The organism is Ferrimonas balearica, assembly GCF_019802055.1.
GTDB lineage: Bacteria > Pseudomonadota > Gammaproteobacteria > Enterobacterales > Shewanellaceae > Ferrimonas > Ferrimonas balearica_A.
In genome coordinates this window covers 432,640-448,433 of sequence record NZ_JAHVHW010000006.1, presented here as the reverse complement: position 1 = coordinate 448,433, position 15,794 = coordinate 432,640, and the positions used below count along the sequence as shown (strand labels likewise).

The window sequence follows — 15,794 nt, the reverse complement described above, 5'->3', positions numbered from 1 at the left end:
AGGCAAATTGACAGGTAATTGCGTTCACTTTTCCGCCTCTTTGATCGAGGGTGGGGGACCGGTATGCTAGGGGTTGGAACCCTAACAAGGAAGTCAGGCCGTGACACCCTCTTTGCCCTCGTCCCGGTCGCTGTTGGCTCGCCTACCCCGACCTCGCTGGCCGTTGCTGCTGGTGATGGCAGTGGCACTGCTGCTGTATGTCGTGACTTTGGTGGGGGTGGATTTTGTCCTGGGACGGGACATGATGCGAAGCCATCTTCAGGATGCACAGCGCCACCTGTTGAAACAGCGCGCCCAACAACTTGAGCAGTTGCTGGTGACCGCCGGCACCAGCCGCACCGCAGAAGTGGCTGAGCAGATCATGCTGCAGTGGACTCATGACAGTAATCTGCTCTCGGCTGCCATCGTGGACCGTGACCAACGCGTTTATCTGGGCAGCCAGATGATCTGGCGTGGTGGACAAGCCACCCTATTGCTGGATGGATACCAGAGCGAGTTGGCCGGTAAGGCGTTGCTGGAGGGACGGGCTCAGTTCCATCAGGATCCGCTTCGTGGCAGCCTTCAGATCTATTACCCGCTGGTGCAGCTCAAGCCCCAGTTGATCCCCCGTCTGCTTTACCTGGAGCAGGATCTCACCCCTCTTAATACCATCACACAGCAGCAGTTTGTGGATCGTCTCTCCTGGCTGTGGGCCCTCGCGCTGTTGCTGGCGGCCAGCATGTTGCTGCTGGGGTATCGATTCTTAGCGGGCCCCCTGCAGGCGTTGTCCCGACAGCTGCCCCGGCTTGGAGAGCCGGAGCTCAGGTTACCCACGGAGTTTCGCATCGCTGAGTTGGCGACACTCAGTCACAAAATGACCCAGAGCAACCATCGCCTGAGGGAAAGTTATGCCCAGTTGGTGGCCAGTGAGCAGCGTTGGCTCTATGCCGTTGAGGGGTTAAAGCTTGGGGTATGGGACTGGCGGCTGGACACCAATACGGTTTTCCTCTCCCACCACTGGAAAGCGATGCTGGGGTATCGCGATGATGAGCTGGTCTCCAGTTTCGATGCCTGGGAGCAGCGCCTTCACCCGGAAGATCGCGGGCGGGTGCTGAAGCAGCTGCAGGATTACATTGACGGCACCACCGGAGAATTCGAAAACCTGCACCGCTTATGCCACCGGGATGGTCACTACATCTGGGTGCTGGATAAGGCGATGATGGTGGATTGGGACCGGGATGGGCGGCCCCGCCGAATGATCGGGACTCATACCGACGTCACCAACGATCAGGGCCAGCCGCAACTGGGACTGAGCGGAGAAAATCACGCTTCCGGCCTGAACCGCCCGGCACTCCTGCATCGCCTGGGTCCGATGGTGATGACTGCCGACGTGGAATCGGATGGGGCACTGCTGCTTTATCTCGACCTGGATGACTTCAAGGTGGTCAATGACGTTCATGGTCATCAAGCCGGGGATCGCCTGCTGGAGCAAGTGGAGCGTCGGCTGAATAAGCTGGTGCCAGAAGCCACTGCGATGCTTCGGCTGGAGGGGGATGAGTTTGCCATTCTGGTTGCCGGGCGTCCGGGCCTGAGTCTGTCAGAGCAGGCTGAGCTGCTCGGAGAGCGGCTCCATAAGGGCTTGGCCAAGCCTTGGATTGTCGAAGGTACGCCGCTTCGCATGGGGGCCACCATCGGGATCTGTCACTTTATTCCCGGCCCCGGACAGGATACCAACACGGTATTGGCGCAAGCAGAGCTGGCGGTGTTTAACGCCAAGGAGCAGGAGCGCAGCAGTACCCGGATATACCATCCTGGTCTGCACCAGGATGCGCGCCACCTGCTGTGGCTTCGGGACAGCCTGCATCATGCCCTGGAAAACAACCAACTGCGTTTGCACTATCAGCCGATCATGGACAGCAACCGGGAGATCCTCACCGTAGAGGCGCTGCTGCGTTGGCATCACCCCGAGCGGGGGGAGATCCTGCCTGAAGAGTTTCTGCCAACCCTTGCCCGGTATGGCCTCAGTGACCGTCTGACTGAGTTGCAGTTGGAGCAGGCCTGTCGGGATCTGGCTTCGTTGCGTCGTCATGGCATCGACCGGATGAGCCTGAACTTCTCTCTGCGCCAGATCATGGCCAGAGGGTTTGTGGCGCGCCTGAAGGAGGAGTTGGAGCGGCACGGCATCGGCCGTCGTGCGCTGGCGATCGAAGTGTGTGAGCGGGAGTTGCTGGGCTGTACCGAGGACGAACTGGTGGTATTGGCTGAGTTGGTGGATAGCGGCGTTGAGTTGGTGCTGGATGATCTGAGCAGTGGCCTGATGGCACCGGCTCAGTTGCTGGCTCTGCCCTTGACTGAGGTGAAACTGGATTGCCGCCACTTTGGTTCACTGGCTAAGCCCCAGGCTCAGGCCCTGCTTCGTGCTCAGGTTCAGGTTGTCCGAACCCTGGGCCTGCCCTGGAGTGCTCACGGTGTGGATGAGGAAGCCTGCTACGATATCCTGCTGGGTCAGGGCGCGCAGCGCTTCCAGGGGTACCTGTTCAGCGCTCCGCGGCCACTGGACTCGCTGCTGAAACGGTTGAAGATGCAGCAGCACCATGGCGAACCCACCACTGCTCTGCCGCATTGATGGCGGCGGAGCGGATAGGGTCCTGCTCAATCAGAATCTCGTGTCGGGCGCCTTGGTACGTCAGCAACTGATGATGTGGCTGGCGTTCACAGAACGCTTGCTGAGCCTCGTTATCCACGATGTTGTCGTCCCCCGCCTGCAGGACAAGAATGGGGACGGAGACCGTCATCCTGGTCAGCTTATCGATCTGCTTCAGAGCCTGTGCCAGCCACCCCAGGCTGGGATCCCCCAGTTTTACGCCGGGCCAGGCTTCGTATAGTGCCCGGAACTCCGCGTATCGGCGGGCATCGCCGGTCAACTCATTCTCCTCAAACCGAACCGGATCGTAGTCATTGCCACCGGGGACATAACGTCCTGGGGCAAAGGTCGCCATCAGTGCAACCAGGGGCTGAAGCAGTGCCTTGGGGGCAGGCAGAAGAATGCCGTACATCGGTGCGGACAGCACGGCAGCCTGGAAGTGATCGGGATAGCGCTGCAGATAGGTGGTGGCGATAGCCCCGCCCATGGAGTGTCCCAGCAGCGCCAGGTGGCGGTGGCCCGCCGGGGCGATCAGGGTCTGGTAAAGCTCATGCATGTCCGCCACGTAATCGTCGAAGCGGGCCACATGGCCGACCTGAGGGTTTGCGAGCATGCGGCCGGACAGCCCCTGTCCCCGGTGATCCCACAGGTAGAGTGTGAAACCCATGCCGTAGAGATCATCAACCAGCTCATGGTATTTCAGATAGGTTTCAACCCGGCCAGTACAGAGCGCGATGGCGCCCCGCTCTTGAGGGTGACGAAGCACGGCGTAGTGGATAGGCACGCCATCCACCCCGGCGAAACTGCCCTGCTCCGCCTGTTGCCAGATGAGGCTCGCAACGCTCATGAGTTGGCTTTCTTGGCTGCCTGACGGGCCTCAAATGCGGCCATCTGCTCAGGCGTTGCATCCATCTGGTGCTTGGCTTTCCATTCGCTGTAGGGCATGCCGTAGATCGCTTCTCGCGCGGCATCATAATCCACGTCGACACCCCGCTCTTTCGCTTCCGCCATATACCACTTGGCTAGACAGTTGCGACAGAAGTCAGCGAGGATCATCAGGTCGATATTCTGAACCTCCTTGTGGCTGTCCAGGTGACTGAGCAGACGGCGCAGAACAGCGGCCTGCACTTCGGTTTCAGTGTGCTTATCCATAAGGGCTCCCTACATTGAGCGGGGCCATAGGCCCCGCGGATCATGGACGGAGTTTACCCCTGGCGCTGGGTGGCGATCCAGGCGTCCAACTGACGCTCCAGTTCGGCGAGGGGCATGGAGCCACCGCCGAGAACCTGATCGTGGAAGGCACGAACATCAAACTGATCGCCCAATTCGGCTTCCGCCTTGTTGCGCAGCCGCCACAGCGTCAGCTCTCCCACCTTGTAAGACACTGCCTGACCGGGCCAGGAGATGTAGCGGTCGATCTCGGTTTGGACGTTGTGTAGGGAGAGCGCCGTATTGTCAGCCAGGAAAGCGAGTGCCTGATCCCGGCTCCAGCCTTTGGCGTGCATGCCGGTGTCCACCACCAGGCGACAGGCGCGCCACATCTCGTAGGTGAGGCGGCCAAAGTTGCTGTAGGGGTCCTGGTAAAAGCCGCCTTCAAGGCCGAGTTTCTCTGCGTACAGGCCCCACCCTTCGCCAAAGGCGCTGATGTAGTGGTTGCGACGCAGCAGATGGACGTCCTGCTCCTGGCTCAGGGCGATCTGCAGATGGTGACCGGGAACCGCTTCATGCAGAGTCAGGGCCTCCATCTCGTACAACGGGCGCTTATCCAGAGCGTAGGTGTTGACCCAGTAGTAGCCGGGCTGGTCGTCATTGCTGGAGCCGGAGTAGCGCCCGGTGGTGTATTTGGGCGCGATTTCGGCGGGTACTTCTTTGATGCCGTAAGGGGTGCGCGGCAAGGTTTTAAAGAAGCGCGGCAGCATGGCGTCCGCCTGCTTGGAGAGAAAGGCGGCGTAGCGCAGCAGTTCATCCGGCGTCTGCGCGTAGAAACGCGGGTCGGTACGCAGGAAATCGAGGAACTCCGCAAAGCTGCCCTCGAAACCCAGCTCAAGGATCACCTGCTCCATCTCGGCACGGATCCGGGCTACCTCTTCCAGCCCCAACTGATGCACCTCGTCGGCGGTCATACCCAAAGTCGTGAAGTGACGAACCCGGTTCTCATAGTAGTCTCGGCCATCGGGCAGTTCGCTGGCGGCGATGGTCTGGCGGGCTGCCGGTTGATACTCGTTGATAAAGAAGTCGTAGAAGGCCTGATAAGCCGGAATCACCTGCTCCTGCACCAGAGTCAGACCCTGCTTCTTGGCGTCGGCATGCGCTTCACCCAGAGCGTCCAGGGGGCGGTAGTAGAGGCTCTGCTCAGGGGTGTCCGGAATAAAGGCAAGGATGCTGTCCTCAAAGCCGGGCAGCACCACCTGGGGTACGGTGATCCCCTCTGCCATCCCCTGTCGCATCCAGGCGATCTGCTGGTCAAAGTAAACGGGCAGGGCCTGAAGGCGGCTGAGGTAGTGCTCGATCGCCTGCTCGTCGGTCAACCGGGCGTTGCGGGCAAAGCTGGCGATGTAGGCGTGAAAGCCACCCTCGGAAGAGATGGGAACCAGGTGCTCTTTGAAGCGGTAGCTGTCGACCTGGTTATTAAGAATCCCCAGCAGGATGGCCAGATCCACCTGTTGTTCGGCTGACAATTCGTCGCTCTGAAGCGCGTTGGCGCGCGCCAGCAGGTCGAGATAAGCCTGATGCTGACTGGCCAGGAATTGCGGGGAAGTATCGGCCAGACGACCTGCCGCGTCGGCGTCGCCGTATCGGTGTGCCAGGCTGGGATACGCTTCCAGTTGCTGTTGCCAGGTGGCGTCCATCAATTGATTCAGTTCATCGGTCGGGGTGGGGGTTGAGGCGCAGCCCGCGAGCAGCAACAGCGCCATACCCAGGCACTTTTTCATCGTTTTTTTCCTTGTTTTCTATATCCTTGTGCACCGACCCCTGGGAGCGGGGTTGCGCCATTGTAACGGATCCGTTAGTCCAATTGGGAGGGAGTAACGGAGCGATAAAAATAGAACTGTACCCATGACTGATCCCACTCTGGTGCTGACTGATCTGCATCGACACCTGGACGGCAGTGTTCGTCCCGAAACCGTGCTGGACCTCGGCCGTCACTTTAATATCCCCCTTCCTGCCAACACCCTGGCTGCGTTGCGACCCTACCTTCAGGTGATCGACCGCTGCCCTTCCGTTGAGGCGCTGCTGGCTAAGCTGGATTACCAGGTGGCGGTTCTGGGTGACCTGAATGCCGTGCATCGGGTCGCGCGCGAAAACGTGGAAGACCTGGCGCTGGAGGGGGTGGACTACGCTGAGCTGCGTTTCTCTCCCGCCTATATGGCCGGGCCGCATGGCCTGCCTCAGGAGGGTGTGGTGGAAGCGGTGATCGATGGGGTGCAGAGTGCGGCCCGCGCCACCGGAGTCAAAGTGAACCTGATCGGGATCTTGTGTCGCGGGGATGGCCAGGAGGCCTGCCATCGTGAGCTGGATGCCATCCTCAGCCAGCGGGACCACTTTGTCGCCTGTGACCTGGCGGGGGACGAAGAGGGTTTTCCGGGTACGCTGTTTGTTGACCACTTTAAACGGGTCCGGGATGCCGGGCTGAACGTGACCATTCATGCCGGCGAGCCGGGACCGCCAAGCAGCATCTGGCAGGCGGTACAGGAGTTGGGCGCCACCCGTCTGGGTCATGCCACAACGGCGACCCAGGACCCTCGCCTGATGGCGTTCCTGGCGGAACGGGGCATCGGCATTGAGTCCTGCCCCACTTCAAATGTGCACGCCAACTCCGTGGCAGACTATGACGTACATCCCATCCGCCAGTTTGTGGAAGCGGGCATTAAGGTGTGTCTGAACACCGATGACCCGGGCGTATCGGCCAACTCGGTGCCCTTTGAGTACCGGATGGCCCGAGAGCGCATCGGCCTGAGTGAGAGCCAGCTGCGTCAGATCCAGCTCAACGGCCTTGAACTGGCGTTTCTCAGCGAGTCAGAGCGAGAAGCGTTGCGGGCTCGAAAAGCCGGTCGCGCACGCTGATCAAAAAAGCCGCCCATCGGGGCGGCTTTTTGTTAGAGGCTCAGACGTCAGATAACGCGGCTGAACTGCTGCTGGCGAGCTTTCTCACGCAGGTAGCGGTCGAAGCACATGCAGATGTTGCGGATCAGCAGGTTGCCCTGAGAGGTGACGCGAATGATGGTGCCATCCAGCTCCACCAGCTCGTCCTCGACGAAGGGGGTCAGCAGTTTAAGATCTTCGGCGAAGTACTCGTCGAAGTTGATGTCCCACTCCTCCTCAATGACGCGCTTATCCATTTCGAAGTGACAGATCAGCTGCTTGATCACGGCACGGCGGATAAAGTCGTCACGCTCCAGAGAGCAGCCCTTCACCAGGGCATGGCCTTCGGCATCGATGGCATCGTAGTAGTCTTTCAGCGCCACCTGGTTCTGAGCGTAGGCGTTACCGATGCTGGAGATGGCAGAAGCGCCCAGGCCCAGCAGATCCGCGTCGGGCTGAGTGGTGTAGCCCTGGAAGTTACGGTGCAGCTTGCCAGCGCGTTGCAGCTTGGCCAACTCGTCATCCGGCTTGGCGAAGTGGTCCATACCGATGAACTGGTAGCCTTCGTCGGTCAGCGTGTTGATGCTGGTTTCCAGGATCTTCAGTTTCTGCTGCGGGCTCGGCAGATCCTCTTCGTGGATCTTACGCTGCGCGGCAAAACGGTGCGGCAGGTGCGCGTAGTTGAAGATGCTCAGACGATCCGGGCTCAGATCCTTGATGCGCTCCAGGGTCTTCACGAAGGTTTCCGGAGTCTGGTGCGGCAGGCCGTAGATCAAATCCACGTTGGTGGACTCAAAGCCCTGTTCGCGAGCGTACTTGATCAGGTCAAAGATGAACTGCTCATCCTGCTCACGGTTTACCGCCTTCTGAACCTCTTTGTTGAAGTCCTGAACGCCCACAGAGATGCGGTTGAAGCCCACCTCTTTCAGTACATCCACGGTTTCCAGCTCGATTTCGCGGGGATCGATCTCGATGGAGAACTCACCTTCGTCAGCAAAGTTGAAGTGTTCCTTCAACAGGCCGGTCAGGCGGCGGATCTGGTCGTTGTTGAGGAAGGTGGGAGTACCGCCGCCCCAGTGCATCTGGGTAACGGTGTAATCCTGGAACAGGGGCGCCCGGTTCTTAATTTCACGCTCCAGGTAATCCAGGTATTGGTCTGCCTTGTGCGGATGGCGGGTGATGATCTTGTTGCAGCCGCAGTAGTAGCAAAGCTTGTGGCAGAAGGGGACGTGGATGTAGAGCGAGAGATCCCGCTTATCGGAGCCAGTAATCGCCTGGCGCAGATCGGCATCGGAAAAATCTTTATGGAACTCGATGGCGGTGGGGTATGAAGTGTATCGGGGTCCTGAGTAGTTGTATTTCTCAATCAGGGCCTGATTCCAGCTGATTTTATCCTGCACGAAAGCGTCTCCTTGGGATCGGAATGTCCGCATTATGCACCTTTTGTCCGAACTCGCCATTGATCATGGCCCCAAATTTGACCAATGTGGCAACAGAATTGCGAAGGAGGTGTTGTTAATGCTAGGGAGAGTTGTGACAGCGGTGGCATTGAGTGGACTGGTTGTGGCCAATGCACAGGCAAAGGTGTGTGAGATAGGTAAAAAGGCGCAGCCGCTCAGTTATTGGCAGCAGGCAACGGAGAGTGAGTTGAACCATCGCTGGTGCCGGGTTGAGTCACTGGCGGGATTACACAGGATGGACGTGGACAAGTACCAGGATAAGGGGTGGGACTCCGTGGCGAGGGCGTCGCAACAGGCACTGGACGCCTGCACCAAGGAGCAAAAAGCGCTGAAGGCGCTGTACGAGTCGCGCGAGCTGGCTCTACCGGAGTGCCCGCGCTGACCGTTACTGGATCTGGGACAGCGCCAGCAGTTCCGGGTCCAGTTTTGGCCCCAGGCGGGATTCCCAGTGCGCCCGCTCCATATCCAGCTTCATCCGCTCGTTGCGTTTCAGCGCTTTGCGCGCTTCAAGAATGGGCTGGTCAGCCACTTTGTCGTAAAGCTCGTGGAGCACCGGGTACTGTTGACGCAGGGCGTCCATCTCAGCGTCCGGCAGGGCCCGGAGCAGATTCACCAGGCGCAGAGCGGCCTCGGACGGCTCGCACTGCTGTTGCTGACAGGCTTTGGCGATCAGCTGGATGTGCTCCACCAGAGTCGCCCGGCGTTCCGCTTTCGCTTTGGCCTGACTCTGGCGTTGCTGGCGGAGTTGCCACAACAGATAGGCGGCGTAGCTTGCCAGGGCGAGAATGATCCCGGTGGCAACGGCCACCATCCATGTCGGCATGATTACTCCTTGTATTGATCCAGCAGGTCGGCGCCCTGTTCAAAGCGACTGAGCAGATCCGGTTCGTCAGACTCCGGCTCCTCTTCGTACCCTTCGTCGTCGACATCCAGACCCAGCTGATGCATCAGGTCCGCAATGCGGTCCAGGGTTGCATCCAGCCACGCCTGATCTTTCGGTTTCAGGGTTTCGCCAGACTCGGTTCGCTCCAGCAGGTTATTGAGGCGCGGATCCGCTTCCAGCTTCGCCAGCTCAACATCCGGGGCCAATGCCTTAGGTGCCGCTTTAGCAGGGGCAGTGGCGTCCACAAAGAGCGCAATGGGAGTCTTGCTGCCCAGGCGAGGATCTTTGGTAGCAGCCTCCTGGCGAGCCAGAGCCTCTTTGCTTTGGCTGTGGCGGCTGCCGCTGGTCTGTCCTTTACCAACTTTCTTGCCGGTGTGCTTGGCACGGGCGCTGGCCTTTTCCCGGGGGGGGCGGGCCGGGCCATTGTTGTTCACTTTGCGGGATTTCTTAATTCGGGTCATAGAGCCTCCAATCGGGGGCGGGTTTATATCAGATTATGCCGGTTTTTGCAGCAGAATAACGTCGGCGCCGATGAACTCCAGGCGCAGACCATCACGTTTGGCCAGGTACTCGAAGGTGGCCTGGCTGAAGAAGCTGACGTGAGTGGGGTCGTTTTTGTAATGCCATTGGGCAAACGCCTGAGGGCCACGCACCAGCTTGGTCATCAGTCCCAACCAGCCGCCGGGCTTCAGCAGCGTCACCAGCAGGTGCCACTCACGGGCCGGTCGGTAGAAGTGCTCAATCGCCTCGGTGCAGGTGATGAAGTCGTACTGGCGACGCAGTGGTGTGCGGTCCGGTGCGAAATAGGGATCGTAGACTCCGGTAGGATAGCCCGCTTCAGACATCATCAACGACAGGGTCGGGCCTGGGCCACACCCGAAATCCAGGCCCTCTGAGCCCGATGGAAGTCTGGCTTGCAGCGGCTCAGCCACTCGGGACAGAAAGCGACGATATCCGGGATCGCCCGGGTCATTATTGTGTTTGTCGTACTGATCCTTCTCTGCATGGGCCGGCAGCAGCGCAGCAGGATCCGCAAACACCAGGCTGCAGCGTTGGCATTGGAAATAGTGGCGTCGCTTGTCCTGGTGATAATGGCCGGGGTCGGGGTGCTGGCACAGGGGGCAGAGCATGGAGTTTCCTGTCTGGACGTCGATGGGGGCCATTATATGCAAAATGATGATAAAAAAGGCGGCAGATTACTCTGCCGCCTTATAAGGGTGTCTTAGACACTCCCCTATTCTTTAACCAGGCATTCCCTACCTGCGATGAGACTTCCCGGTCTGATTTCCGTCTTATTATTGCCTGCTTCCATGCGTGCAGTTCTTGTTTGTGGTCACTCCGGACCTTTATTTTCTTTCCTGTGTTGTTATCCGTAACACAGTAGTCAGTCGTCATCCTAACGACCACGTCATCCTGACGTTCAAGGTACCATCCTTGTTAACCCAATATTCCTTGGGTTCGGACTCTCCGGTCCGTCTATTCCTTAGTTGGCTTCCAGTGCCGCTCTTCATCCTGAAGAGTTTCCTGGTGAGAGACACTCATCCTGAGTCGCCCCTCGTTCCGTTTCGGTGCTTACTCTACGTAATTTGAGCTGGATCGCAACTTTTTTTGTGGTGGGATGTAACTCAATATTTTTTGTTAAAACTATAAGGTAATGATTTGGAAGAGGTTATGAGGGGTTGCGGCTGTAACAAAGCAAACATCACCGCCAGCAACTATGGCAAATGTCTTACAAGTCGACGGGCTGATGGATGTAGCCAGATTGTATGCATTGGTGAGTTGTTCTGACGTTGGTCTTACCAATGAGGGGATTTTCTATTTTTTGTGGGGCTGGGAGTCATATGCACTGCAAAAAGAAAGCGGGCCATTAGGCCCGCTTTGCTGTCCCACGTTGTGGGCTTATTCGATGGCGCTGAGGTACTGAGACAGTACAGCGATGTCTTCGTCGCTCAGGTTCTTGGCAACGCCGCCCATCATGCCGTTCAGGTCGTTGTTACGCGCACCGCTGCGGAACTTTTCCAGTTGGGCTTTGAGGTAAGCGGGGTGCTGATCGGCAACCGCGGGGTAACCGGCCAGGCTCATGCCTTCGCCTTTCACGCCGTGACAGGCAACGCAGGCGGTAATCTGGCGGGCAGCATCGCCACCCATATAGAGCTGGCGACCCTTCTCCAGAATGGCGGCGTCAGCGGCCGGAGCCGGGCTGATCGGCTGGCTGGCGAAGAATGCTGAAATGTCAGCAATGTCTTCGTCGCTGAGGGCCATAGCCATGCCGCTCATGATGGGGTCCATGCGACCTTCCTGGCCACCGGTTTTGGCAGCCTGACGGAACTCGGTCAACTGCTTAACCAGGTAACCGGTGTGCTGACCGGCGATTTTGGGGTACATCTCGATGGGGCTGTTGCCGTCCGCTCCGTGGCAGGCGATGCAGGTTACGGCTTTCGCCTTGCCCGCTTCGGCATTGCCCTCAGCCTGAGCAAGGGTGGAGAACATGGACAGCACAGCAAAGACAACAGCAAACTTTTTCATGGTGTTCCAACTTATTATATCGGTGGCGTTTCTTTCCCTGCGGCATGGGTCCCCTGTTACACTGTGGGGAGCACGCAGCGGCATTTTACACGAAATCTGAGCCAGGTCTAAGCTCGGGGTTGTTTTGTGATCCCGGCCCGCTGCTCTGTTGACCTGATTGGAGACTCCCGTGACCGAATTCCAAGTCGATTTCCGTCGGGCGCGTTTTGTAACCAGCGCCCCGGATATCCATCATCTGCCGCCCGACGAAGGGGTGGAGATCGCCTTTGCTGGCCGATCCAACGCCGGCAAATCCAGCGCCCTGAATACCCTGACTGATCACAACGGTCTGGCGCACACCAGTAAGCGTCCTGGCCGGACGCAGCTGATCAACGTGTTCTCTTTAACGGAGGGCAAACGTCTGGTGGATCTGCCGGGATATGGCTTTGCCAAGGTTCCCCTTGAGATGAAGATCAAGTGGCAGCAGGCCCTGGCCGAATACCTGGAGCATCGTCAGTGCCTTAAGGGGCTGGTTGTGCTGATGGACGTGCGCCACCCGCTTAAGGATCTGGACCACAACATGATCCGTTGGGGCGTTGCCGCAGGCATGCCGGTTCTGGTGCTGCTGACCAAAGCAGACAAACTGAAGCAGGCGGAGAAGAATAAGACTCTGCGTCAGGTAAAAGAGACGCTGGCTGAGCTGGAAGGCGAAGTGGTGGTTCAGTTGTTCTCGTCGCTCAAGGGCACTGGACGTGAGCCAGCGCTGAAAGTGCTGAACGAGTGGCTGCACCGGGATGAGCTTGCTGGGCAGATTGGCGAGGCCGAATAAGAAAAAAGCCGGCGACCAATAATCGGCGCCGGCAAGTAAAAGCTTTTATGGGGAGAAGCTTTTCAACGATAACAAGACTAAACCGACACTTGGGAAGGCCTAGTGGTGACAATGTAACCTACTCAAATGTTGATTTAAAGTATTTACTCTAAAAAATCAGGCCAATCCCCAAATTCAGGCACAAAAAAACCCCGGCAACAGCGTTGCCGGGGTGCCAAATTTTGGCGATCACCAAAAGGTGATCATAAATAGGTCTGAAAGATAGAACATCTTACCTCTGTACCCTACCGGACTAGCATACCCAAAGCGCTGACGAGGTCAAAGCTCTGTCGCACGTGAATGCTATTTTTTGTGATGACTTTCACAGGGCGCAATCGGTTTTGCGCCCTTTAAATGCCGAATTAGTGGGCCTGATCCCAGTTGTCGCCCAGCCCACCCTCGGCCAGAAGCGGCACATCCAGTTGCGCAGCCTGGCTCATCAGGTCGCACAGCGCCGTCTTGTGTTGCTCAGCGACAGCTTCGCGAACTTCAAACACCAGTTCATCGTGCACCTGCATGATCAAGTGGATCTCACCTTCCGTTTGTTTCGCCACGTAGTCGGCCACCAGCAGCATCGCCTTTTTGATGATGTCTGCAGCGGTGCCCTGCATCGGAGCGTTGATGGCGGTTCGCTCAGCAGCCTGCTGCCGCATCTTGTTGCGGGCGTTGATCTCCGGCAGATGCAGGCGACGACCGTACAGGGTCTCAACGTACTCCTTGTCGTGGGCCTGGGCGCGCGTGCGATCCATGTAATCCAGCACGCCGGGATAGCGGTGGAAATAGCGGTCGATGTAGTCCTGGGCTTCCGCACGGCCGATATCCAGCTGCTTGGCCAGGCCAAAGGCGGACATGCCGTAGATCAGGCCGAAGTTGACCGCTTTGGCACGACGGCGCTGCTCGCTGGTGACCTCATCAAAGGACACACCAAACACTTCCGCCGCAGTGGCTTTGTGAATGTCTTTGCCCTGTGCAAACGCTTCCAGTAGCCCCTTGTCCTGAGACAGGTGGGCCATGATACGCAACTCGATCTGGGAGTAGTCGATCGCCAGCAGCTTGTAGCCCTCGGGAGCAATAAAGGCCTGACGGATGCGACGCCCCTCGGCGGTGCGGATCGGAATGTTCTGCAGGTTCGGATCGGAGCTGGACAGACGGCCTGTGGCGGTCACTGCCTGGTGATAGCTGGTGTGCACGCGACCGGAGGGCTTCACCAGTTGAGGCAGCTTATCGGTATAGGTGTTCTTGAGCTTGGCCAGGCTGCGATGCTCAAGGATGATCTTGGGCAGCGGGTAATCCAGCGCCAACTCCTGCAAAACCTCCTCGGCGGTCGAGGGAGCGCCTTTGGGGGTCTTTTTCAGGATCGGGTAGCCGAGCTTCTCGAAGAAGATGGTCTGCAACTGCTTGGTGGAGCCCAGATTGAACACCTCACCGGCGATCTCATGCGCCTGCTGCTCCAGGCTGTCGAGTGTGGTAGCAATCTCACTGCTCTGCTGATGCAGCTGGTCGGCATCGATCAGCACGCCATGGCGCTCCATGGCGGACATGATCGGCACCAGCGGCAGCTCCAGCTCCTGGAACACCCGGGTCGGCCCTTCCAGCTCCTGCAGGCGGGGCCAGAGGTGCTGATGCAGCCGCAGGGTGATGTCGGCGTCTTCGGCAGCATAGGGTGCCGCTTCTTCCAGGGTGATTTGATTGAAGGTCTTCTGCTTGGCGCCCTTACCCGCAATCTCCTCAAAGTGGATGGTCTTCTGGCCCAGATACTTCAGCGCCATGTCATCCATATTGTGGCGACCTGCGGTGGAGTTGAAGCAATAGGACTCCAGCATGGTATCGAAGGCGATCCCCTGCAGGTTGATGCCGTATTTGGCCAGCACCGACATGTCGTACTTGAGGTTCTGGCCCACTTTCTGCGGCTCAGACTTTTCCAAAAGGGGTTTGAGCTTGGCCAGCACCTGATCGCGATCCAGCTGTACCGGGGCACCGTCGTAATCATGAGCAACCGGTACATATGCCCCTTTGCCCGCTTCCACGGCGAAGGAGAGGCCAACCAGCTCCGCCGCCATGTAGTCCAGGCTGGTGGTTTCGGTATCGATGGCGAACAGTTCGGCGGACTGCAACCTGGCGATCCAGTCGTCCAACTGGGACTCGGTCAGAATCAGCTCATGCTCAGTGCCGGTTTGCGCCGGTGCGGCGCTACCGGGATTGGACTCACCGTTGCCCGCGGGCAACACAGCACCGCCATCCAGCACCTCATTAAGCCAGCGACGGAACTCCAACTCGCCGTAGAGTTTGGCCAGGGCATCTCGATTCGCTTCGCCAATCACCAGGTTTTCCGGCTTCTCGTCCAGCTCTACATCGGTCTTGATGGTGGCCAGTTTGTAGGAGAGGAAGGCCGCATCTTTATGCTCGGCCAACTTCTTCGGCATGGTTTTGGCGCCGCGGAAGGCCAGGGCGGCAACGGCGTCCACATCCTGATAGATGGTTTCCAGGCTGCCGAGGCCTTGCAGCATCGCCAGTGCGGTCTTTTCACCGACTCCGGGCAGACCGGGAATGTTGTCCACTTTGTCACCCATCATTGCCAGCAGATCGATGATCAACTCCGGACCCACACCAAACTTGGCGTGAACCCCGGCGACATCCAGGTGTGTGTCGGTCATGGTGTTGATCAGGGTGATCTTATCGGTCACCAGCTGAGCCATGTCCTTATCACCGGTGCTGATCACCACATCGTGCCCGGCCGCCGCCGCTTGTTGGGCCAAAGTGCCGATCACATCATCCGCTTCGACGCCGGCAATGGAGATCAGTGGCAGACCCAGCGCACGAATGATCGCGTGCAGCGGTTCGATCTGGCAGCGCAGATCATCCGGCATCGGTGGACGGTGGGCTTTGTACTCCGCAAAGATATCGTCGCGGAAGGTCTTGCCCTTGGCATCAAACACCACGGCCATATGGCTCGGCCCATACTGCTTCAGCAGGCTGCGCAGCATGTTGACAACTCCATAGATGGCGCCGGTGGGCTCACCCTTGGAATTGGTCAGATGCGGCGGCGCATGATACGCGCGGTACAGGTAGGAGGATCCATCAACCAGGATCAGTGGGGCTTGAGCAGAAGGGGACATAGAAGCCAGTTTCATCAGTGGATATGAGGCGATAAGAATGCCATGTTACCGGGCCCCGATTCCAGTGGATCGGGCAGGGGAAATCCCAGCGATCAAGCTGTGGATAACTTTGTGTACAGTGGTTGTGGACAATAGGATCGGGATCCGTGATCCGGATCGCTGTTTTTCCTGTAAGCCCAGTTTTTATGCGGGATCGCGGGGATCGCCGCTAGACTTCTTGACGCGATCTAGCCGAACACAGCAATGTGGATATTGA

13 protein-coding genes are annotated in these 15,794 nt (G+C 58.5%); 4 read left to right on the top strand and 9 right to left on the bottom strand.

The features are described from left to right. The first annotated feature begins 100 nt into the window (after window positions 1-100). Window positions 101-2,605 carry an EAL domain-containing protein gene (locus tag KUV52_RS07410; protein WP_222525301.1) on the top strand — a complete coding sequence of 835 codons (2,505 nt, stop codon included), beginning with the start codon at window positions 101-103 and terminating at the stop codon, window positions 2,603-2,605. Here KUV52_RS07410 and KUV52_RS07405 read toward each other — a convergent pair. Genes KUV52_RS07405 through KUV52_RS07395 form a run of 3 tightly spaced genes read right to left on the bottom strand, consistent with a single transcriptional unit; the run spans window position 2,517 to window position 5,556 of the window. Then, window positions 2,517-3,470 carry an alpha/beta fold hydrolase gene (locus tag KUV52_RS07405; protein ID WP_222525300.1) on the bottom strand — a complete coding sequence of 318 codons (954 nt, stop codon included), beginning with the start codon at window positions 3,468-3,470 and terminating at the stop codon, window positions 2,517-2,519. The two genes, KUV52_RS07410 and KUV52_RS07405, sit on opposite strands and share 89 nt — an antisense overlap. After that, window positions 3,467-3,775: a DUF1244 domain-containing protein gene (locus KUV52_RS07400; RefSeq protein ID WP_222525299.1), complete on the bottom strand. Its 309-nt coding sequence runs from the start codon at window positions 3,773-3,775 to the stop codon at window positions 3,467-3,469. Before KUV52_RS07400 ends, KUV52_RS07405 begins: the two co-directional genes overlap by 4 nt. Before the next feature lie 53 nt (window positions 3,776-3,828). Next, window positions 3,829-5,556, bottom strand: a complete 1,728-nt coding sequence (locus KUV52_RS07395; RefSeq protein ID WP_222525298.1) for a DUF885 domain-containing protein — start codon at window positions 5,554-5,556, stop codon at window positions 3,829-3,831. Between the two features lie 124 nt (window positions 5,557-5,680). Here KUV52_RS07395 and add point away from each other — a divergent pair, with 124 nt between their 5' ends. Continuing rightward, a complete protein-coding gene (gene add, locus KUV52_RS07390) occupies window positions 5,681-6,688 on the top strand; it encodes an adenosine deaminase (protein WP_222525297.1) in 1,008 nt (335 codons plus the stop codon). Between the two features lie 47 nt (window positions 6,689-6,735). Here add and hemN read toward each other — a convergent pair whose 3' ends face one another. Further along, window positions 6,736-8,139, bottom strand: a complete 1,404-nt coding sequence (gene hemN, locus KUV52_RS07385; RefSeq protein ID WP_261389915.1) for an oxygen-independent coproporphyrinogen III oxidase — start codon at window positions 8,137-8,139, stop codon at window positions 6,736-6,738. Window positions 8,140-8,224: 85 nt separating this feature from the next. Here hemN and KUV52_RS07380 point away from each other — a divergent pair, with 85 nt between their 5' ends. After that, a complete protein-coding gene (locus KUV52_RS07380; RefSeq protein ID WP_222525296.1) occupies window positions 8,225-8,548 on the top strand; it encodes a hypothetical protein in 324 nt (107 codons plus the stop codon). A gap of 3 nt (window positions 8,549-8,551) precedes the next feature. On the opposite strand, the gene KUV52_RS07375 is transcribed toward KUV52_RS07380, so the two are convergent. From KUV52_RS07375 to KUV52_RS07360, 4 genes are all read right to left on the bottom strand, one after another. Continuing rightward, window positions 8,552-8,989, bottom strand: a complete 438-nt coding sequence (locus KUV52_RS07375; protein WP_222525295.1) for a DUF2489 domain-containing protein — start codon at window positions 8,987-8,989, stop codon at window positions 8,552-8,554. 2 nt (window positions 8,990-8,991) lie between these two features. Continuing rightward, on the bottom strand, window positions 8,992-9,510 hold the full coding sequence (gene yihI / locus KUV52_RS07370; RefSeq protein ID WP_222525294.1) for a Der GTPase-activating protein YihI: 519 nt from the start codon (window positions 9,508-9,510) through the stop codon (window positions 8,992-8,994). A 33-nt stretch (window positions 9,511-9,543) separates the two neighbouring features. Beyond that, window positions 9,544-10,179: a class I SAM-dependent methyltransferase gene (locus KUV52_RS07365; RefSeq protein WP_222525293.1), complete on the bottom strand. Its 636-nt coding sequence runs from the start codon at window positions 10,177-10,179 to the stop codon at window positions 9,544-9,546. A gap of 769 nt (window positions 10,180-10,948) precedes the next feature. Then, window positions 10,949-11,575 carry a c-type cytochrome gene (locus KUV52_RS07360; protein ID WP_222525292.1) on the bottom strand — a complete coding sequence of 209 codons (627 nt, stop codon included), beginning with the start codon at window positions 11,573-11,575 and terminating at the stop codon, window positions 10,949-10,951. A 169-nt stretch (window positions 11,576-11,744) separates the two neighbouring features. Between KUV52_RS07360 and yihA the strand changes: the two genes are divergently transcribed. Next, window positions 11,745-12,383: a ribosome biogenesis GTP-binding protein YihA/YsxC gene (gene yihA / locus KUV52_RS07355; RefSeq protein WP_222525291.1), complete on the top strand. Its 639-nt coding sequence runs from the start codon at window positions 11,745-11,747 to the stop codon at window positions 12,381-12,383. Between the two features lie 401 nt (window positions 12,384-12,784). On the opposite strand, the gene polA is transcribed toward yihA, so the two are convergent. Continuing rightward, window positions 12,785-15,538, bottom strand: a complete 2,754-nt coding sequence (gene polA / locus KUV52_RS07350; RefSeq protein ID WP_222525290.1) for a DNA polymerase I — start codon at window positions 15,536-15,538, stop codon at window positions 12,785-12,787. Window positions 15,539-15,794: the final 256 nt, after the last annotated feature.